Source organism: Microbacterium luteolum (assembly GCF_039533965.1).
Taxonomy (GTDB): Bacteria; Actinomycetota; Actinomycetes; order Actinomycetales; family Microbacteriaceae; genus Microbacterium; species Microbacterium luteolum.
The window spans coordinates 922,166-941,895 of record NZ_BAAAUN010000001.1 but is presented as its reverse complement, the minus strand read 5'-3'; the positions used below and the strand labels follow the sequence as shown (position 1 = coordinate 941,895).

Sequence of the window (19,730 nt, the reverse complement as noted above, 5' to 3'; positions counted from 1 at the left end):
GAGTCAGGCGTCGATGCCGAGCAGTTTGCGGATCCGTGCGACGTGGCCGGTGGCCTTGACGTTGTAAAGCGCGAGGTCGATGACGCCGTCTGCGTCGAGCACGAAAGTCGAGCGGATGACGCCCTCGATGACCTTGCCGTAGTTCATCTTCTCGCCCCACACGCCGTAGGCGGAGTGGACAGCGTGGTCCGGGTCGCTGAGGAGGGTGAAGGTGAGGCCGTCGCGCTCGCGGAACTCGGCGAGAGTCGACGGCTCGTCGCGGGAGATCCCGATGACGCGGTAACCGGCGCCCTGGAGCGAGCCGATGCTGTCGCGGAAGTCGCAGGCCTGCGTCGTGCACCCCGGGGTCATCGCCGCCGGGTAGAAGTACAGGACGACCTTCTCCCCGCGCAGGTCGGCGAGGGCGACACGGGAGCCGTCCTGGTCGATAAGGCTGAAGTCGGGGGCGGCGGTTCCGGGTTCGAGGCGCTGGGTCACCCCTCCAGCCTATCGGCCGGGGGTCTGCTCGGCCTTGTCGGAGAAGGTCTGCAGCAGCCGCTGCAGCGAATCGAGGCGGGCGCGTCCCGTCTCGCTGAGCTCGCCGCGCTCGGCGGCCTCGATGAGGGCGCAGTCGGGGGCGTCGGCGAGGTGCGTGCACCCGCGTGGGCAGTTCTCGGCGATCTCCGCCAGCTCGGTGAAAGCCGCCAGGATGTTCGCCGGGTCCACGTGGCCGAGGCCGAACGAGCGCACTCCGGGGGTGTCGATGACCCACCCCGTGCCGAGCTCCCCGTGATAGCGCAGCGAGACGGTCGACGACGAGGTGTGGCGGCCGCGACCGGTGACCTGATTGACGTGCCCGGTGGCTCGCTCGGCCGTCGGCACGAGCGCGTTCACGAGCGTCGACTTCCCGACGCCGGAGTGTCCGACGAACACCGTGGAGTGGCCGACGAGCGCCGCGCCGATCTCCTCCACCGGCATCTCGTCCAGTGCGCTGGTGAACACGCGCAGGTCGAGGCCGTCGAAGTGGGCGAGGAAGTCGCTCGGATCGGCGATATCGGTCTTCGTCACGACGAGGAGCGGACGGATGCCGGCATCCAGCGCCGCGACGAGATAGCGGTCGACGAGCCGGGCGCGGGGCTCGGGGTCGGCCGCGGCCACGACGATGAGCATCTGATCGGCGTTCGCGACGATGACCCGCTCGACCTGGTCGGTGTCGTCGGCGCTGCGCCGCAGCAGCGAGGTGCGATCGGCGATGCCGATGATGCGACTGAGCGTGCCCTCGTCGCCCGATGTGTCGCCGACCACGCGCGCCTGGTCGCCGGTGACGATCGGCATGCGGCGGAGCTCCCGGGCGCGGACGGAGCTGATGACGTGCTCGTCGTCGGTGTCCTCGTCGAGCAGCACCGTGTAGCGGCCCCTGTCGACACCGAGCACGCGACCCGTCTGCGCGTCCTCATGCGCGGGGCGGCGCTTCGTGCGCGGTCGGTTCGCCTTCGGGTTCGGACGAGTGCGGATGCTGCTCTCGTCGTAATCCTCGAATTCGTCATCGAGGTCGTCGGTGTCGTCGAGCCAGCTCATCCGTCAGCTCCGCAGCATCCGCTCCCAGAGCATCGTGAACTCCGGGAGGGTCTTCGCGGTGGTGCCGATGTCGTCGATCTCGACGCCGGGGACGCGCAGGCCGATGAGCGCTCCCGTGGTGGCCATCCTGTGGTCGTGGTGTGCGGCCCAGCCGCCTCCGTGCAAGGGGACGGGGGTGATGCGCAGTCCGTCGGAGAGCTCCTCCGCCTCGCCGCCGAGTGCACGGAGATTGCCGACGAGAGCGGCGATGCGATCGGTCTCGTGCAGGCGGATGTGTCCGATTCCGCGGATCGTCGTCGGCGAATCCGCGAAGGCCGCGAGCCCCACGAGAGTCGGGGTGAGCTCGCTCGCCGCGGAGAGGTCCATGTCGAGCCCGCGGATGCCGGACCCGGCGCGCACGGTGAGCGTGCCGCCGTGCCGGCCGACATGGGCGCCCATGGCCTGCAGGATCTCGGGGAGGAGCGCGCCGGGCTGCGTCGAGTGCGCCGGCCAGCCGGTGATCGACACCGAGCCGCCCGCGACGAGGGCAGCCGCGAGGAACGGCGCGGCGTTGGAGAGATCGGGCTCGATCGCGATCTCCTTGGCGCGGGGGACGCCGGCCTCGACCAGCCACTCGCCGACCGCGGGGCGCTCGATCCGGATGCCGCGCCGACTCAGGGCCTCGATGGTCATGTCGATGTGCGGGAGGCTCGGCAGGTGCTCCCCGGTGTGCACGAGGTGCAGCCCGACGTCGAAGCGGGGCGCGGCTAGCAGGAGCCCGGAGACGAACTGGCTCGATGCGGAGGCGTCGATCTCGACCCGGCCGCCGCGGATGCGTCCGTGGCCGCGGATCGTGAAGGGGAGGGCCCACGTGCCCTCGTCGTCGATGTCGACGCCGAGGTCGCGCAGCGCGCTGATCAGTCCGCCCATCGGACGGTGCAGCGCGGTCTCGTGCGCGGTGATGTGGACATCGTTCGCGGCGAGACCCGCGAGTGGGGCGATGAAGCGCATCACGGTACCGGCCTGACCGCAGTCCACGGTCTGGCCGCCCACCAGCTTCGCGGGCGTGACGACGAGGTCGGGGCCGAACTCGTGCCCGGCATCCACCTCCTCGATGCCGACGCCGAGGGCGCGCAGCGCGTCGACCATGCGTGCCGAATCGTCGGAGTGCAGCGGAGCGATCAGACGGCCGGGGCCGTCGGCGATCGCGGCGATGATGAGCTCGCGATTGGTCAGCGACTTCGATCCGGGGATGGTGAGCTCGGCGTGGACCGGCTCGTCCACCGTGGGCGCGGCATAGGCGCCCTGGACTCGGGCGGGGGAATACCTGTTCGCGCTCATTGGTTCTCACTTTAGTGAACAGGATGCCCGCCGCGTGAAGGCGCGGGCGTCTGCCGAGAAGGAGAGTGCATGCTGGGCACGCTGGAACGCGAGACGCTGGACATCAGCGGCCTAGACTGGCCGGTGATGGATGACACCGCAACCGCAGAGACCGTCGGCGACCCTCGGCGCGAATTCGAGGAGCAGGCGATCCCCTTCATGGATCAGCTCTACGCCGCCGCGATGCGCATGACGCGCAACCCGGCCGACGCCGCCGACCTCGTGCAGGAGACGTTCGTGAAGGCGTACGGCTCCTGGGCGACCTTCTCGCAGGGCACCAACCTCAAGGCGTGGCTGTACCGCATCCTGACGAACACGTACATCAACATCTACCGCAAGCGGCAGCGCGAGCCCTACCAGGGCACGATCGACGAGCTCGAGGACTGGCAGCTGGGCGGCGCCGAGTCGACGACCGCGACGCACGGTCGTTCAGCCGAGGCCGAGGCGATCGACCGCATGCCGGCCTCCGTCGTCAAGGATGCTCTCCAGGCGGTGCCCGAGGACTTCCGACTGGCGGTGTACTTCGCCGATGTCGAGGGATTCGCGTACCAGGAGATCGCCGACATCATGAAGACCCCCATCGGCACCGTGATGAGCCGCCTGCACCGTGGCAGGCGGATGCTGCGGGAGCTGCTGGCAGACTACGCCGCGGAGCGAGGCATCGCCGCGGCTGACACGAGGAGCACGAAATGAGCGACTGCGGCTGCGACAAGGCCCGTCAGGATCTGGAGGAGTACCTCCGCAACGAGGTGTGCAAGACCGAGCACACCGAGATCCGGGAGCATCTCGAGAACTGCGCGTCGTGCCGAGACGAGGCGCTCGTCGCCACGACGCTCACCGAGGTCGTGGCCCGCGCCTGCAAGGAGACGGCTCCCGAGCAGCTGCGCGATCAGGTTTTCGCCCGCCTCCGCGAGGTCCAGGCCTCTCAGCACTGACGATCCGTCGGAGGCCGTCGGTAGGCTGGATCGATGACCACCGATGCACGTGACGTGCCCGCCGACCCCACCTCGACCGAGCGACTGAGCGCCGCGGGACTCGACTACCGCATCGTCGATCTCACGGTCGACGAGACAGCGAACGGGTTCCAGCGGGCCGCGGACCGAGGGTTCCTCGGAGCCGAGCCGAATGCGGAGTCGCTCGCCCAGGGCAGGAAGACCTTCGCCCAGCGACGCAACATCGGGGTCTACGAACCCGGTGCTCCGGCGACCGCGCTCCCGGTGGCGACCACCAACGCCTGGGTGACGCCGCTCACCGTCCCCGGCGGTGGCGAGCTCGACATGTGGGCCATCAGCATGGTGACGGTCGCCGCCACTCATCGGCGTCGCGGCATCGCCCGGTCGCTGCTCGAGGGTGAGCTCCGTGCCGCCGCCTCTGCGGGCGTTCCGATGGCCGGTCTCACCGTCTCCGAGGCGACGATCTACGGTCGCTACGGATTCGGCTCCGCGATCCCGGTCGCGCATCTCACCATCGACACCCGTCGCGCCGGGTGGGGCGGCGCGACTCCGTCCGGACGCGTCGAGTACGTCGACCGCGAGACGCTGGCCGCCGACATCGGCACTGTGCACGAGCGTGCGCGTCGGGGCGTTGCCGGGCGCATCCCCGGTTGGCAGGGCCGCTGGGAGGGCCTCTCCGGCGCGTCGCCGGCGGGTCAGGACCGCGACAAGGCGCGAGGGGTCCGCTTCCTCGACGACGCGGGTGAACTCCGCGGCGCGCTCGCCTACACGCTGAACGAGAAGGGCGACTCGTTCCGCTTCCGGCTCGACATCGGGCTCCTCGTCGCTGAGACACCGGACGCGGTAGCGGCACTCTGGCGTTTCGCACTGCAGCACGACCTCGTGGATGAGGTCACCGCCGATCTCCGGCCGCTCGACGATCCGCTGCCGTGGCTGGTGTCGGATCCGCGCGGCGTGACGCAGGTCGTGCATGATCACGGCTGGCTGCGCATCCTCGACCTGCCGACCGCGTTCACCGCCCGACGGTTCTCGGCTCCGGTCGACCTCGTCCTCCGCGTCGAGGACTCTCTGGGCTTCGCGGCAGGCGATTGGCGACTGCGCGCGGACGCCTCGGGCGGGGCGACCGTGGAGGCCGTCACCGATGCGGAGATCGACATCACTCTCGACGTCTCCGCGCTCTCCTCGCTCTACAGCGGTGGGGTGCGAGCAGCCACGCTGCACGGCGCAGGGCTGATCACGGCGGATGCCGCGGCCGTCGAGGCCCTCGACCGCGCACTCGTCGCGTTCCCGGTGCCGTCGCTCGACATCTGGTACTGATCCGACCCTCTGACACGAGAAGGCGCCCCGACCGTGAGGTCGGGGCGCCTTCTTCGTCGGGGTCGGCTCAGCCGAGCGTGAGAGCCTCACGCAGCAGCTTCGCCTGTTCGGCGGCGTGAACCTTCGAGGAGCCGGTCGCGGGCGACGCGGAGGCCGCGCGCGCCACGGGGCGGAACGAGCGGTCGCCGGGCACATCGGCGAACGCGAGGGCCAGGAACGGCCAGGCGCCCTGGTTCTCCGGCTCCTCCTGTACCCACACCAGCTCGGCGTTCGGGTACGAGTCGGTGATGGCCTTGAGCTCGTCGATCGGCGTCGGGTACAGCTGCTCGAGCCGGACCAGGGCGATCTCCGGGTTCGGGTTCTTCTCGAGGTCGGCGCGAAGGTCCCAGTGGACCTTGCCCGAGTGCACGAGAACGCGCTTGACGGCGCCGCGGTCGAGATCGCGGTGGTCGTCGATCACCGGCTCGAACCGGCCCTGCGTGAAGGCCTCGACAGGGCTCGTCGCACCGCGGAGTCGCAGCATCGCCTTCGGCGTGAACACGATCAGCGGCTTGCGCGGACGGGCGTAGGCCTGACGGCGCAGCAGGTGGAAGTACGACGCCGGGGTCGAGGGACGCGAGACGATCATGTTGTCCTGCGCGCACAGCTGCAGGAAGCGCTCGATGCGGGCCGAGGAGTGGTCCGGTCCCTGGCCCTCGTAGCCGTGGGGGAGGAGCAGCGTCACGCTGGACTGCTGTCCCCACTTCTGCTCCGCGGCGGAGATGTATTCGTCGATGACCGACTGCGCGCCGTTGACGAAGTCGCCGAACTGCGCCTCCCACAGCACCAGCGCCTCCGGCGCCTCCACAGAGTAGCCGTACTCGAAGCCGAGGGCGGCGTACTCGCTGAGAAGGGAGTCGTAGATGAAGAAGCGTCCCTGCGCGTCGGAGAGGTTCGACAGCGGCAGCCATTCCTGGCCGTTCGCGCGGTCGTGCAGGGTGGCGTGACGCTGCACGAACGTGCCGCGTCGTGCATCCTGTCCGGCGAAGCGCACGGGCGTTCCCTCGACGAGCAGCGAGCCGAACGCGAGCAGTTCGCCGAAGCCCCAGTCGATGCCGCCGTTGCGGCTCATGTCGAGACGCTTGTCGAGCAGCTGCTGGATCTTCTGGTGCACCGTGAAGCCCTCGGGCTTGTTCACGAAGGCATCGCCGATCAGCTGGATGACCTCGCTCGGCACGCCGGTGATGTCGGGAGCGCCGACCTGCTCCTCGACCGGGAGCAGATCGGGAGCGATCGGCGTCGCGCCGGTCTCGGCCGCATGCGTCTCGGCGAACGCGATCTCCAGGCGGTTCTGGAAGTCGGCCTTCGCCTCGTCGTACTCCTGCTCGGTGATGTCACCGCGGCCGACGAGCGATTCGGTGTAGAGCTTGCGGACCGAGCGCTTCGCCTGGATGAGGTCCGTCATCAGGGGCTGCGTCATCGAGGGGTCGTCGCCCTCGTTGTGACCGCGTCGGCGGTAGCAGACGAGGTCGATGACGACGTCGCGGTGGAAGCGCTCGCGGTACTCGAACGCGAGCTGTGCGACGTGGATGACGCCCTCGGGGTCGTCGCCGTTCACGTGGAACACCGGCGCCTGGATCGTCTTGGCGACATCCGTCGCGTAGACCGAGGTGCGTCCGTCGTTGGTCGACGTGGTGAAGCCGACCTGGTTGTTGACGACCACGTGGATGGTGCCGCCGGTGCGGTAGCCGCGCAGCTGCGACATCTGCAGGGTCTCGACCACGACGCCCTGGCCGGCGAAGGCCGCGTCGCCGTGCACGAGGATCGGCAGCCAGGCGAACGTGCCGATGGGCTTGCGGTCCTGCTTGGCGCGGACGATGCCCTCGAGCACTCCGTCGACCGTCTCGAGGTGCGAGGGGTTCGCGGCGAGGTACACCGGCAGCTCGGAGCCGTCGTCGGCGACGAACGTGCCCTCGGTGCCCAGGTGGTACTTCACGTCGCCGGAACCGCGCTGGTTGCCCGGCGTCTGCGTTCCCTCGAACTCGCGGAACACCTGGCCGTACGTCTTGCCGGCGATGTTCGTGAGCACGTTCAGGCGGCCGCGGTGGGCCATGCCGATCGCGGCGCCCTCGAGTCCGGCGGTCGCCGCACCCTGCAGGACCTCGTCGAGCAGGGGGATGAGCGATTCGCCACCCTCGAGCGAGAACCGCTTCTGGCCGACGAACTTCGTCTGCAGGAAGGTCTCGAAGGCCTCGGCCTCGTTCAGCTTGCGGAGCACCCGCAGCTGCTCGTCGTGGCCGGGCTTCTGGTACTTGACCTCGACCTTCTCCTGGAACCAGCGACGCTGCTCCGGGTCCTGGATGTGCATGTACTCGATGCCGAGCGTGCGGCAGTAGGAGTCGCGGAGCACACCGAGGATGTCGCGCAGCTTCGCGACGCGACGGCCGCCGAAGCCGCCGGTGACGAATTCGCGGTCGAGGTCCCAGAACGTGAGTCCGTGGCTCTCGATCTCGAGGTCGGGGTGCGAGCGCTGCACGTACTCGAGCGGGTCGATGTCGGCCATCAGGTGGCCGCGCACGCGGAACGAGTTGATGAGCTCCTGCACACGGGACTGCTTGTCGACGCGCTCGGCGAGGTCGACAGCGATGTCAGGGTTCCAGCGGATCGGCGCGTACGGGATGCGGAGGGCGGCGAAGAGGTCGTCGTAGAAGCCGCGCTGCCCGATGAGCAGCTCGTGCACCTTCTTGAGGAACTCGCCGGAGCCGGCTCCCTGGATGACGCGGTGGTCGTACGTGCTCGTGAGGGTGATCGTCTTGCCGATCGCGAGCTCGTTCAGCGTCTTGTCGCTCGCGCCCTGGAACTCGGCCGGGTACTCGAGGGCGCCGGCGCCGATGATGCAGCCCTGGCCCTTCATCAGACGCGGGACCGAGTGGACGGTGCCGATGCCGCCGGGGTTCGTCAGCGACACCGTGGTGCCCTGGAAATCCGCCGCGGTGAGCTTGTTGTTGCGGGCGCGCGTGACGAGATCCTCGTAGGCGACGAGGTACTCGCTGAAGCTCATGGTGTCGGCGCGCTTGATGCTCGGCACCATGAGCGCGCGCGTGCCGTCGGGCTTGGGCAGGTCGATCGCGATGCCCAGGTTCACGTGGGCGGGGGCGACGACGGACGGCTTGCCGTCGATCTCGGCGTAGAAGACGTTCTGACTGCGGAACTCGTCGAGCGTGCGGATCAGCGCCCAGCCGATGAGGTGGGTGAAGCTGACCTTGCCGCCGCGCGTACGGGCCATGTGGTTGTTGATGACGATGCGGTTGTCGATCAGCAGCTTCGCCGGGATCGTCCGCACGCTGGTCGCGGTCGGGACGGTCAGGGACTCGTCCATGTTCGCGGCGAGGGTCTTCGGCAGGCCGCGGAGCGGGGTGACCTTGTCCTCTTCGGCGGCGTCGACCGCTTCCTTCGCCTCGGGCTTTGGCGCCTGGGCCGGGATCGGTGCCGTGGCAGCAGGCTTGGTGGTCGTGCGCGCCACCGGCTGAGAGCCGATCACCGGGATCGGTGCCGTGACGGGGTGCGCCGCCGTGTCGGTGGGAGCCGCAGGTGCGGCTGCTGGAGCCGCGGAGCCGGCGGTGTCCGTGTGGTACTTCTCCAGTACCGGCCACCACTCCTTGTCGACGGAGTCGCGGTTCTCCTTGAACTGCTCGTAGAGCTCTTCGACGAGCCAGGAATTGGCTCCGAACCCCCCGTCGCCCCCGACGCCGGTCACCTGGTTCGACACGCTGTATCGCCCTCTTTCATCGCTGAAGCACTCTGGTGCAAGACGACGGCGCAGGATGCGCCCGGGTCCGCACACTCTCGACTGTCAAGCCTAACGTGTTTCGCCCCGGCAATCGTCGAAGCCGTGTGCCGACCGCGCGGCGATCTGAGTACCGTGGAGTCATGAACTTCTCAGGTGCGCAGCCGACCGTCGATCTGACCTATTCGGACGTCTTCCTGGTTCCGCGCCGATCCGCGGTGACCAGCCGGCTCCAGGTCGACCTCGCGCCGCAGGACGGCACCCCGGCGACGCTGCCCCTGGTCGCCTCGAACATGAACTCGGTCACCGGTCCGCGTCTCGCGGCCGTGCTCGCACGGCGCGGCGGCCTCGGCGTGCTCCCGCAGGATCTGCCGCTGCAGGACCTGGATGCCGCGATCCGCGACGTGAAGGCGCAGCCGGTGCTCTGGGACACGCCGATCGTGCTCCCGCCGGAGGCGTCCGTCGCCGACGCGCTCCGGCTCCTGCCTCCCACCGCCGGGCACGGAATCGTCGTGGCGCGCGGAGGTTCTCCGATCGAGGTGGGCGATGTGCTCGGCATCCTTCCGGCGACGAGGCTGGCGACGGCGCTCCCGGATGCACAGCTGGGCGACCTCGTGCACAGCGGCGTCCCGTCGATCGATGCGGAGGACATCGGCTCGGAACGGCACGCGTTCGACGTCATCACCGACGCGGCAGTCGAGATGGTGACGGTGATCCACCACGGCCACCTGGTCGGCACGCTGAGTGCACGTACCGCCCTGCGCTCCACGCTCTACCGTCCGGCCCTCGACGCCGACGGCCGCCTGGTCGTCGCGGCCGCCGTCGGCATCAACGGCGACGTGGCCGCCAAAGCGAAGGCGCTCGCCGGTGCGGGCGTCGACGTGCTGGTGGTCGACACGGCCCACGGGCACCAGGAGGGGATGCTGCGCGCGCTGCGCGCGGTCGCCGACCTCGACCTGGGACTGCCGATCGTGGCCGGCAACATCGTCACCGCCGACGGGGTGCGCGATCTCGTCGATGCGGGCGCCACGATCCTCAAGGTCGGAGTCGGTCCCGGTGCGATGTGTACGACGCGCATGATGACGGCGGTCGGCCGGCCGCAGTTCTCCGCCGTGCTCGAGACGGCGCAGGCGGCACGGGAACTCGGCGCGCATGTCTGGGCCGACGGCGGGGTGCGCTACCCGCGCGACGTGGCGCTCGCTCTCGCCGCCGGCGCGGCATCCGTCATGGTGGGCTCCTGGTTCGCCGGCACGATCGAGGCACCGGGGGAGCTGCAGCGCGATGCCGAAGGGCGCATCTTCAAGGAATCGTGGGGGATGGCTTCGACCAAGGCGGTGCAGGCACGCTTCGGCCGTCTGGACGCGTACGAGCGTGCCCGGAAGGAACTCTTCGCCGAGGGGATCTCCTCGTCGAAGATCTACCTGGACCCGCTCCGCCCCGGGCTGGAGGACCTGCTCGACATGATCACCTCGGGCGTGCGCTCGTCGTTCACCTATGCCGGCGCATCATCGGTGCCGGAGTTCCACGACCGGGCTCTCGTGGGTCTGCAGTCGGCCGCGGGCTACGAGGAGGGCAAGGCCCTGCCGGTCAGCTGGTAGCCGAGTCGCACTCCCTGCCGGGTTCTGTAGAATCGTCGGCATAATGGACGACCCTCCCAGTTGCAGTACATCGCCCCACTGTCCGCCTCTCTCACCGGAGAGGAACCTCTGATGGACTACATCATGTTGGGCGTGGGGCTCCTGCTCACGGTCGGCACCGGCCTCTTCGTCGCGAGCGAGTTCGCGCTGGTCAATCTCGACCGTGCCGATCTCGAGGCGCGTCAGGCACGAGGCGAATCCCGGCTCTCGCTCACGATCAGCGCGCTCAAGCACACGTCGACGCATCTCTCGTCCGCGCAGCTCGGCATCACCCTGACGACGCTCCTCACGGGTTACACGATGGAGCCTGCGCTGTCGAACCTGCTCCGCCCGACGTTCGTCGCCTGGAGCATCCCCGAGGCGGCCGTCGCCCCGATCGCCACGATCGTCGCGATGCTGGTCGCCACGGTGCTGTCGATGATCCTCGGCGAGCTCGTCCCGAAGAACTTCGCCCTGGCGCTGCCGCGGCAGACCGCCAAGCTCGTCATCCCCTTCCAGGTCGCCTTCACGGCGATCTTCAAGCCGGCCGTCGTCGTGCTCAACGGCAGCGCGAACGGCGTGCTGCGCAGCATGGGCATCGAGCCGAAGGAGGAGCTCTCCGGCGCACGCAGCGCGGAGGAGCTCTCCTCGCTCGTCCGTCGCTCGGCCAACGCCGGGCTGCTCGAGGCCGACACGGCCAGCCTGCTCGACCGCACGCTCACCTTCTCCCGCCTCAGCGCCGCCGATGTCATGACCGCCCGGCCGAGCATGCATGCGCTCGCCGCGGGCGACTCCGCCGATGACGTCATCCAGCTGGCGCGCCGCACCGGACACAGTCGTTTCCCGGTCTACGACGACGACCTCGACGACATCTCGGGCGTCGTGCACCTGAAGGCGGCGATCTCAGTGCCTCGCGAACGGCGCGCCGAGGTCCCCGTCGGCGCTCTCGCGACCGATGCGCTCCGCGTCCCTGAGACCGTGCACGTCGACGGTCTCATCTCCGAGCTCCGCGCTCGCGGCTATCAGCTCGCCATCGTCGTCGACGAGTACGGCGGAACGGCGGGTCTCGTGACCCTCGAGGACCTCATCGAGGAGCTCGTCGGCGAGGTCTCCGACGAGCACGACCGCACCAGAGCCGGCATCGTCCGGGGGCGCGACGGCATCATGTTCCCGGGCGAGCTGCGTCCTGACGAGCTGCGCAGCCGCGCCGGAGTCGTGGTTCCCGAAGGGGATGTGTACGACACGGTCGGCGGGTACGTCATGAGCGTGCTCGAGCGGGTGCCGACCGTCGGCGACGAGGTGACGGTCGACAGCGGCAAGCTCCAGGTCGTCCGCATGGATGGAAGGCGCGTCGATCGCGTGAGATACGTTCCGAGACCGCACGACGCAGGAGAGGAGGCCACCCGATGAACGATTGGGGAGGACTCGCCTGGCTCGTCGTGCTGCTCGTCGCCAACGCCTTCTTCGTCGGCGCCGAGTTCGCGGTCATCTCCGCGCGACGCTCGCAGATCGAGCCGCGCGCCGAGGAGGGCTCGCGGGCGGCGAAGACCGCGCTCTACGCCATGGAGCACGCGACGCTGATGCTCGCGACCTCGCAGCTCGGCATCACGATCTGCTCGCTGCTGATCCTGAACGTCTCCGAGCCCGCGATCCACCACCTGCTCGCCGTGCCGATGCACGCGCTCGGCTGGTCGGACGGCGTCGTGGACGTGGTGTCGTTCACGATCGCCCTGTTGATCGTCTCGTTCCTGCACGTCGTGTTCGGCGAGATGGTGCCGAAGAACCTCGCGTTCTCCGTGCCGGACCGTGCCGTCCTGATCCTGGCCACCCCGCTCGTCTGGGTGTCGAAGATCTTCATGCCGGTGATCTGGGTCCTGAACGCGGCGGCGAACGGCGTGCTGCGCCTGTTCCGGGTCGAGCCGAAGAACGAGGCCGCCTCGACCTTCACGCTCGAGGAGGTCGCGACGATCGTCGATCAGTCGCGGCGGGAGGGCGTGCTGACCGACACCGCGGGAACCGTGGCCGCCGCCGTGGAGTTCACGGACAAGAAGGCGCGCGACGTCGCCGTTCCGCTCAGCGACCTCATCACGCTGCCGCAGTCGACGACCCCCGACGACATCGAGAAGGCGGTCGCGCGGTACGGGTTCTCACGCTACGTGATCGTCGATGCAGATGGCGCCCCGGTCGGCTATGTCCACCTGAAGGACATCCTGCGGGCCTCGGACGGGCCTGATGCCGCCGAGAAGCTGGTGGAACCGCTGCCCTCGAAGCGCATCCATCACATGGTGCCCGTGCAGGAGGACACCGATCTGGAGGATGCCCTCGCGCTCATGCGCCGTGCCGGTCGCCATCTGGCGAAGGTGCGCGACGCGGAGGGGCGCACGACCGCCGTGCTGTTCCTCGAGGACATCCTCGAGGAGCTCGTCGGCGAGGTGCAGGACGCCACACGTCGCATCCGGGGTCGCTGATCGCGCGCGCCTCATGACGAAGGCCGCCGTCCCTTGTCGGGGCGGCGGCCTTCTTCTCGTGGTGACCCTGGTCAGCGCCAGCGTGCGCGGTCGTACTGCGGCGGCCAGGCGACGTCGGCGCCCAGCTCGTGCGCCGCGCGGAGCGCGAAGTGCGGGTCGCGCAGCCATTCGCGTCCGGCGAAGATCGCGTCGGCCGCACCGTCGGCGAGAACCTGCTCGGCCTGCGCCGCGGCGGTGATGAGCCCGACGGCCGAGACGGGGATGCGGCCGCCCTGCCGGACGGTCTCGGCGAGCGGGACCTGGTAGCCGGGGAAGACCTCGATCCGCTGATGAGCGACGAGCCCGCCACTGGAGACGTCGATGAAGTCCGCGCCGTGCTGCGCGGCCCATTCGCCGACCACCGCCGCCTCTTCGGCGGTGAAGCCGCCGTCGGCGTGATCGGTCGCGGAGATGCGCACGAACAGCGGCACGTCATCGCCGGCCTCCGCACGCACGGCATCCACGACGCGCAGCAGAAGCCGCGCACGGTTCTCCAGCGATCCGCCGAACTCGTCGTCGCGACGGTTCGACAGCGGGGACAGGAACTGGTGCAGCAGGTAGCCGTGCGCCCCGTGCAGCTCGAGAACGTCGAAGCCGGCGTCGACGGCACGACGCGCTGCCGTGGCGAAGGCGTCGACGACGCGACCGATTCCTGCAGCATCCAGCGCGATCGGCTCGGCGAATCCGTCGAACGCGACGGCGGACGGCGCGGTCGTCGTCCATCCGCCCTCGTCGGTCGGGACCGAGCCGCGTTCCGCTGCCCAGGGCCACCAGGTCGATGCCTTGCGGCCCGCATGCGCGAGCTGGATGCCGGCGACCGCACCGCGATCGTGGATCGCCTGCACGATGGGGGCCCAGGCGTCGCGCTGCTCGTCGTTCCACAGTCCGACGTCGCGCGGCGAGATGCGCCCCTCGGGGACCACGGCGGTTGCCTCCGCGACGATGAGTCCCGCGCCGCCCGATGCGAACTGGGCGAGATGCGTGTGGTGCCATTCCTGGACGACGCCGTCGACGGCGCTGTACATGCACATCGGCGACACCCAGAGGCGATTGCGGAACGTGACGGATCGGATGGTCAGCGGGGAGAAGAGGAGGCTCACCGTTCGACGTTACCCCCGCGCGGGCATGGCACGGGTCGTCCCGCTAACGTGGAGTCATGGTCGAGGTGCGCGAGTGGACACGCAGCGATACCGCGCGGTTCTTCCGCGTCCCGACGCCGGACGACGACAAGTACGCCCGCGGCGTCGTGGCGCTGCGCACCGGGTCGCCCGCCTACCCCGGTGCCGCCGTGCTCGGCGTCGAGGCCGCGTGGCGGGCGGGCGCCGGCTTCGTGCGGTACGTCGGGCCGACCCGGGTGGCGGATGCCGTCCTCGCGCGTCGTCCGGAGACCGTCGCCGGTCCCGACGCGGGTGGGACGCGCCCGGACGTCTGGGTCATCGGCTCAGGCACGGATCCGGGGGAGCGCAGCGACGCGGAGACCGTGACGCTGCGAGAGATCCTGTCGGGATCGGCCACCGTGATCATCGATGCCGGCGCGCTCGACCTCGCCCCCGGGACGCGCGCCCCCTTCCTCGTGACGCCGCACGCCCGCGAGTTCTCGAAGCTGCGGGAGCGTCTGCGCGTGCCGTCGTCCGAAGACGATCGCGCTGAGGGGGCGTCGCAGGTCGCCGTGAAGATCGGGGGAACGGTGCTGCTCAAGGGTGCCCGGACCCTGATCGCCGACCCGTCCGGAGCGGTCATCGCTGTGGAGGCCGGGACAGGATGGCTGGCGACAGCCGGCACCGGTGACGTGCTCGCGGGCGTGCTCGGCGCGGTGACGGCCGCAAATCCCGGAGCATCCCTGGCGGAGGTCGCCGCGGCGGGGGCCTGGTTGCACGGCCACGCCGCGCGCATCGCCGCCGGCGTGCTGGAGGGCGCTCCCGGACACCCGATCGTCGCGATGGACGTCGCTGAGGCCCTGCCGTCCGCGATCGCGGACGTCCTGGCGTGAGCCGCATCCGGACGACGCGCGTGGTCGTGCTCTGGTGCGCCTTCCTCGTCGTGCACCTCGTCACAGCCGCGGCGGGCTGGGTGTACCCGAGTCAGCCCATGGGCGACGTGGTCCTCGTCTACGAGCCGTGGGCATCGTCGGCGCTCGGCGGCGGAGCGATCGTCGGGGTGACCGAGACCTGGGTCTACCCGCAGCTCGCCCTCGTGCCGATGCTCCTGGCCAAGGGGCTGGCCGTGCCGCTCGTGCCGCTCCTCGGAGCCTCCGGCGCCTACCTGGTCGCCTGGGCGGTCCTGGTCACCGCGCTGGACGCCGTCGCTTTCGGCGTGCTGATCGGACGGGCGCCGTCGCGGCCGCGGCGCGTCGCCGCCTGGTTCTGGTGCGGGGCGATCCTCCTGCTCGGCCCCATCGCAATGTACCGGATCGACGCGGTCACACTCCCTCTCGCGGTGGTCGGCGGCCTCTGGCTCGCGTCGCGACCCGTGGTGGCCGCCGCTCTGCTGACCGCCGGCGCCTGGATCAAGATCTGGCCGGGCGCCCTGCTGCTGGCGGCGATCGTGGCCGTCCGGGCGCGGTTCCGGATGCTGCTCGCCGCCGCGGCCGTCACCGCCGGGGTCATCGTGGTGCTGCTGCTCCTCGGAGCGGACACCGAGCTGTTCGGCTTCCTGACCGGGCAGACCGGCCGTGGGCTGCAGATCGAAGCCGTGGCGGCGACGCCGTTCCTCTGGCTGGCCGTGTCCGGTGCCGCGCGCATCGAGTACAGCTTCGAGATCCTGACGTTCCAGATCGTCGCGCCCGCGGCAGACGCCGTCACCGCGGTGCTCACGCCGCTCATGGCGCTGGCCGCCGTCGCCGTGACCGCGATCGGCGCCGTGAAGGCCGTGCGCGGAGCATCCTTCCCCCGGCTCTTCCCGCCGCTCGCTCTGAGCCTGGTCGCGGTGCTCATCGTGACCAACAAGGTCGGCTCGCCGCAGTTCCAGACATGGCTGATCGCCCCTGTGGTCCTGTGGATCGCGTTCGACGGCATCAGGGCGCGCGTTCCCGCGCTGCTCGTGCTGACCCTGTGCGCCCTGACCTGCCTGGTCTACCCGCTGAGCTACGACGCGCTGCTCCGGGCCGAACTGCTGCCGGTCCTGGTGCTCACGCTGCGCAACGTCCTCCTTCTCGTGCTTCTCGCCGTCGGCATCCGGGCTCTCGTCCGTGTGCCCGCCCACCATCCGTCGAAAACCAGGGAGTGAACCATGCTGATCGCCTTCTCCGTCGCCCCGAGCGGCACCCCCGCAGACGGTGCCGAGCGCACCGACGACTCCGTGCACGACGCCGTCGCCGCGGCGGTGCGCGTCGTCCGCGAATCCGGCCTGCCGCACCGGACGACGAGCATGTTCACCGAGATCGAAGGGCCGGACTGGGACACCGTGATGGATGTCGTCAAGCGGGCCACCGAGGCGGTCATGCCGTTCGGCTCGCGGGTCTCGCTCGTGCTGAAGGCCGACATCCGCCCGGGGTACTCCGGCGAGCTCGACGCCAAGATCGAGCGGCTCGAAGCCGCGATCGAGGAGTCCGGGGACCGCTAAGCTGAACCGGTGAATCCCTCGACTGAATCGAGGGGTGCGGCGAAGAGGGCGCTCCTCTCTCTCGCCATCGGCAGTTTCGGCATCGGCATGACCGAGTTCGTGGTCATGGGCCTGCTGCCCGACATCGCCGGCGACCTGCTGCCCACCCTCTGGTCCTCGAGCCGGGAAGATGCCCTGAGCCAGGCCGGCTGGCTCATCTCGCTGTACGCGCTCGGCGTCGTCATCGGCGCCCCGACGATCGCGGGCTTCGTGGCGCGGTACCCGCGTCATCGCGTGATGATCGTCCTGGCGCTGGCTCTGACCGTGTTCAACGCCCTCACCGTGGTGCTCCCGTCCTTCGAGCTCGTCGGCGTCTCGCGCTTCCTGGCGGGGCTCCCGCACGGTGCCTACTTCGGCATCGGGGCGCTCGTCGCGGCCGACGTGATGGGTCCGGGCAACCGGGCCAAGGGCGTCGCGTTCATCCTCACCGGCCTGACGGTCGCCAACGTCGTCGGGGTGCCGCTGGGCACGTTCCTCGGGCAGCAGTGGGGGTGGCGCGCCGCTTTCGCCGTCGTGGCACTCGTCTTCGCCCTGGCCACGCTCGCCATCGCCCTGTTCGTGCCCGCGCATCCCGGTTCGCCGGGACGCACCATGCGCCAGGAGCTCGGGGTCTTCCGCATCCCGCAGGTGTGGTTCACGCTCGGCGTCGGGGCGATCGGCTTCGGCGGGTTCTTCGCGGTCTACAGCTACATCGCCCCGGTCGTCACGGAGGTCGCCGGTTCGCCGGAGTGGGCGGTGCCGATCATCCTCGTCCTGATGGGCATCGGAATGACCGTGGGCAACCTCGTCGGCGGCCACCTCGCCGACATCGACCTGCGCCGCACGCTGCTGGTCGGCCTCGCCGCGATGGCGGCCATGTTCGTCCTCCTCGCCGTCCTGTCCTTCTGGATCGTGACGCTCGCCCTCATGGTGCTGATCGTCGGATTCGTCTCCTCGGTCCTCAGCCCGACCATCCAGACGCGGCTCATGGATGTCGCGGGCGACAACCAGTCGATCGCCGCGGCGATGAACCACTCCGCTCTGAACATCGGCAACAGCCTCGGGGCCTTCCTCGGCGGTGTCGTCATCGCCGTCGGATGGGGGTTCACGGCCCCTGCCCTGACCGGCGCGGTGCTCGCCGTCGCCGGGCTCGTGATCGCCCTGCTGTCCTACCGCCTCGAAGCCCGGCGCGCCGCCGTCAGAGAGCTCATCGCGTCCTAGAGTGGCGGGGTGAGCACTCCCGACGAACCCCTGCCCGTCGCAGGCACCGTCGTGCTGCTGCGTGCCGCCGATCAGGGCTTCCAGGTTCTGCTGATCCGGCGCCCGGACCGCGGATCCTTCGCCGGTGCGTGGGTCTTCCCTGGCGGCAAGGTCGAGCCGGCCGACCGGCGGGCCGGCGAAGCGGAGAGCGACGATGCGCGGCGGGCCGGCATCCGGGAGACCCGCGAAGAGGTCGGGCTCGCGATCGACGACCTGGTGCCGCTCTCGCAGTGGCGGCCGCCGGTCGAGGCGCCGACGCGTATCCGCACCTGGTTCTTCCTCGCGAGCGCCCCTGACGACGAACCCGTGCCGTCGGCGGACGAGGTGGCGGAGATCGCCTGGGTGAGCCCTGCTGAGGCCCTGGCACGGCACGGCGCCGGCGAATGGGTGCTCTTCCCCCCGACATGGATCACGCTGCACCAGCTCACCGGGTTCGTCGACGCGGAGTCGGCGCTGTCATCCGCAGGCGTCCCGCAGCTCTTCCAGACGCGCGTGCTCGACACCGACGCGGGTCGCGTCTTCGCCTGGGAGCAGGGGCAGCTGGCGGCCGGAACCCTGCCCTGGCGGTTCGCGCCGTCCTGAGCGCAGGCTCAGTCGGCGAGCAGTCGCCGCAGGTGCGTGCCGACGGCTTCGGTCTCGATGAGGAAGCCGTCGTGCCCGAAGTCGCTGGTGAGCACGACCGCATCGCCACCGACGACGTTCGGGATGCTCCGCGCGATCCGCTGCTGCCCGTCGACGGGGAAGAGCCTGTCGCTGTCGATGCCGATGACCAGGGTCGTGGCGGTGACGGCGCGCAGAGCTTCCTCCACACCGCCGCGGTCCCGTCCGACGTCGTGGGAGTTCATCGCCTCGACCAGGGTGATGTAGCTGTTCGCGTCGAAGCGGCGCGTGAACTTGTTGCCGTGGAAGTCGAGGTACGACTCCACCGCGAAGCGACCGCCGTGCCCCAGGGGGGAGACACCGGACTGCCAGGAGCGCTGGAACCGCTGGTTGAGCTCGATCGGGCTGCGGTAGTTCAGCAGAGCCATCCGCCGCGCGAGGGCGAGACCGCGGTGCGGGCCGTCGCCGTCACCGAGGTCGTAGTACTCCCCGCCCTGGAAGCGCGGGTCCATCCGGATCGCCTCGAGCTGCACCGTGTTCAGCGCGATCTGGTCCGCTGTGGTGATCGGGGGAGACGAGAGCACGGCGAGACGCGCGACGCGCTCTGGGTGCGTGACGGCCCACTCCAGAGCGTGCATGCCCCCCATGGATCCGCCGACGACGGCGGCCCACCGGTCGATCCCGAGAGCATCGGCGAGACGCACCTGGGCAGCGACCTGGTCGCGGATCGTGAGATAGGGGAAGCGCGACGCCCACTCGTAGCCGGTGGGGGCGACGCTCGCGGGCCCCGTCGAGCCCTGGCAGCCGCCGAGCATGTTCGGGGCGATCACGAACCAGCGGTCGGTGTCGAGCGGCGCGCCGGGGCCGGTGACGTCCTCCCACCATCCAGCGGTCGCGTGGCCCGCGCCGGCCGCCCCGCGCACGTGGCTGTCGCCGGTCAGCGCGTGCAGCACGAGCACCGCGTTGTCGCGGGCCTCGTTGAGCTCGCCCCAGCTCTCGTAGGCCAGTCGGATGCCGGGGAGGACCGCACCGCTCTCGGTCGTGAAGGCCCCGAAGCTCCCGAAGCGTCGACCGCCGACAGGATCCCCGTCGCGCCAGGCACCGGTCGCCGGGGGGCGGGCGCGGAGCAGCCGTACGTCGGCCTCCGTCACGGGCGCTGAGGGCACCGTGTCCTCGGAGGTCGTCTGCCAGTCCATGGTTCCATTCTCGCCTGGCC

The 19,730-nt window shown here is 70.1% G+C and carries 17 protein-coding genes; 11 read left to right on the top strand and 6 right to left on the bottom strand.

Annotated elements, in window-relative coordinates:
* Nucleotides 1-3: 3 nt before the first annotated feature.
* The 3 genes from bcp to aroA are packed head-to-tail and all read right to left on the bottom strand — an operon-like array spanning nucleotide 4 to nucleotide 2,877.
* Nucleotides 4-477, bottom strand: a complete 474-nt coding sequence (gene bcp / locus ABD648_RS04665) for a thioredoxin-dependent thiol peroxidase (RefSeq protein WP_282213816.1) — start codon at nucleotides 475-477, stop codon at nucleotides 4-6.
* Between the two features lie 9 nt (nucleotides 478-486).
* Nucleotides 487-1,557, bottom strand: a complete 1,071-nt coding sequence (gene rsgA, locus ABD648_RS04660; protein ID WP_282213815.1) for a ribosome small subunit-dependent GTPase A — start codon at nucleotides 1,555-1,557, stop codon at nucleotides 487-489.
* Between the two features lie 3 nt (nucleotides 1,558-1,560).
* Complete coding sequence (gene aroA / locus ABD648_RS04655) at nucleotides 1,561-2,877, bottom strand: 3-phosphoshikimate 1-carboxyvinyltransferase (protein ID WP_282213814.1); 1,317 nt, start codon at nucleotides 2,875-2,877, stop codon at nucleotides 1,561-1,563.
* A gap of 69 nt (nucleotides 2,878-2,946) precedes the next feature.
* Between aroA and ABD648_RS04650 the strand changes: the two genes are divergently transcribed.
* The 3 genes from ABD648_RS04650 to ABD648_RS04640 are packed head-to-tail and all read left to right on the top strand — an operon-like array spanning nucleotide 2,947 to nucleotide 5,186.
* Nucleotides 2,947-3,609 (top strand): sigma-70 family RNA polymerase sigma factor, encoded by a 663-nt coding sequence (locus ABD648_RS04650; RefSeq protein WP_425561696.1) that lies wholly within the window; start codon nucleotides 2,947-2,949, stop codon nucleotides 3,607-3,609.
* Nucleotides 3,606-3,851: a zf-HC2 domain-containing protein gene (locus ABD648_RS04645; RefSeq protein WP_116635331.1), complete on the top strand. Its 246-nt coding sequence runs from the start codon at nucleotides 3,606-3,608 to the stop codon at nucleotides 3,849-3,851. Before ABD648_RS04650 ends, ABD648_RS04645 begins: the two co-directional genes overlap by 4 nt.
* A 33-nt stretch (nucleotides 3,852-3,884) precedes the next feature.
* Nucleotides 3,885-5,186, top strand: coding sequence for a GNAT family N-acetyltransferase (locus ABD648_RS04640; protein ID WP_282213813.1), 1,302 nt, complete (start codon nucleotides 3,885-3,887; stop codon nucleotides 5,184-5,186).
* Nucleotides 5,187-5,253: 67 nt separating this feature from the next.
* On the opposite strand, the gene ABD648_RS04635 is transcribed toward ABD648_RS04640, so the two are convergent.
* Nucleotides 5,254-8,934, bottom strand: coding sequence for a multifunctional oxoglutarate decarboxylase/oxoglutarate dehydrogenase thiamine pyrophosphate-binding subunit/dihydrolipoyllysine-residue succinyltransferase subunit (locus ABD648_RS04635; protein WP_282213812.1), 3,681 nt, complete (start codon nucleotides 8,932-8,934; stop codon nucleotides 5,254-5,256).
* Between the two features lie 161 nt (nucleotides 8,935-9,095).
* On the opposite strand from ABD648_RS04635, the gene guaB1 reads away from it, so the two are divergent.
* The 3 genes from guaB1 (at nucleotide 9,096) to ABD648_RS04620 (ending at nucleotide 13,036) form a co-directional block, all read left to right on the top strand.
* Nucleotides 9,096-10,550, top strand: coding sequence for a GMP reductase (gene guaB1 / locus ABD648_RS04630; RefSeq protein WP_282213811.1), 1,455 nt, complete (start codon nucleotides 9,096-9,098; stop codon nucleotides 10,548-10,550).
* A gap of 111 nt (nucleotides 10,551-10,661) precedes the next feature.
* Nucleotides 10,662-11,978 (top strand): hemolysin family protein, encoded by a 1,317-nt coding sequence (locus ABD648_RS04625; protein WP_282213810.1) that lies wholly within the window; start codon nucleotides 10,662-10,664, stop codon nucleotides 11,976-11,978.
* Nucleotides 11,975-13,036 (top strand): hemolysin family protein, encoded by a 1,062-nt coding sequence (locus tag ABD648_RS04620; protein ID WP_282213809.1) that lies wholly within the window; start codon nucleotides 11,975-11,977, stop codon nucleotides 13,034-13,036. The genes ABD648_RS04625 and ABD648_RS04620 overlap by 4 nt, the downstream gene beginning before the upstream one ends.
* A 71-nt stretch (nucleotides 13,037-13,107) precedes the next feature.
* On the opposite strand, the gene ABD648_RS04615 is transcribed toward ABD648_RS04620, so the two are convergent.
* On the bottom strand, nucleotides 13,108-14,175 hold the full coding sequence (locus ABD648_RS04615) for an NADH:flavin oxidoreductase/NADH oxidase (RefSeq protein ID WP_282213808.1): 1,068 nt from the start codon (nucleotides 14,173-14,175) through the stop codon (nucleotides 13,108-13,110).
* 56 nt (nucleotides 14,176-14,231) lie between these two features.
* On the opposite strand from ABD648_RS04615, the gene ABD648_RS04610 reads away from it, so the two are divergent.
* Genes ABD648_RS04610 through ABD648_RS04590 form a run of 5 tightly spaced genes read left to right on the top strand, consistent with a single transcriptional unit; the run spans nucleotide 14,232 to nucleotide 18,496 of the window.
* Nucleotides 14,232-15,065, top strand: a complete 834-nt coding sequence (locus ABD648_RS04610; RefSeq protein WP_282213807.1) for an ADP-dependent NAD(P)H-hydrate dehydratase — start codon at nucleotides 14,232-14,234, stop codon at nucleotides 15,063-15,065.
* Complete coding sequence (locus ABD648_RS04605; RefSeq protein WP_282213806.1) at nucleotides 15,062-16,300, top strand: hypothetical protein; 1,239 nt, start codon at nucleotides 15,062-15,064, stop codon at nucleotides 16,298-16,300. Before ABD648_RS04610 ends, ABD648_RS04605 begins: the two co-directional genes overlap by 4 nt.
* Nucleotides 16,301-16,303: 3 nt before the next feature.
* Nucleotides 16,304-16,636, top strand: coding sequence for a thiamine-binding protein (locus ABD648_RS04600; RefSeq protein WP_282213805.1), 333 nt, complete (start codon nucleotides 16,304-16,306; stop codon nucleotides 16,634-16,636).
* 9 nt (nucleotides 16,637-16,645) lie between these two features.
* Nucleotides 16,646-17,875: an MFS transporter gene (locus ABD648_RS04595; RefSeq protein WP_282213804.1), complete on the top strand. Its 1,230-nt coding sequence runs from the start codon at nucleotides 16,646-16,648 to the stop codon at nucleotides 17,873-17,875.
* Nucleotides 17,876-17,884: 9 nt separating this feature from the next.
* Nucleotides 17,885-18,496: an NUDIX hydrolase gene (locus ABD648_RS04590; protein WP_282213803.1), complete on the top strand. Its 612-nt coding sequence runs from the start codon at nucleotides 17,885-17,887 to the stop codon at nucleotides 18,494-18,496.
* 8 nt (nucleotides 18,497-18,504) lie between these two features.
* Here ABD648_RS04590 and metX read toward each other — a convergent pair whose 3' ends face one another.
* Nucleotides 18,505-19,710: a homoserine O-acetyltransferase MetX gene (metX, locus tag ABD648_RS04585; RefSeq protein ID WP_282213802.1), complete on the bottom strand. Its 1,206-nt coding sequence runs from the start codon at nucleotides 19,708-19,710 to the stop codon at nucleotides 18,505-18,507.
* Nucleotides 19,711-19,730 lie beyond the last annotated feature (20 nt).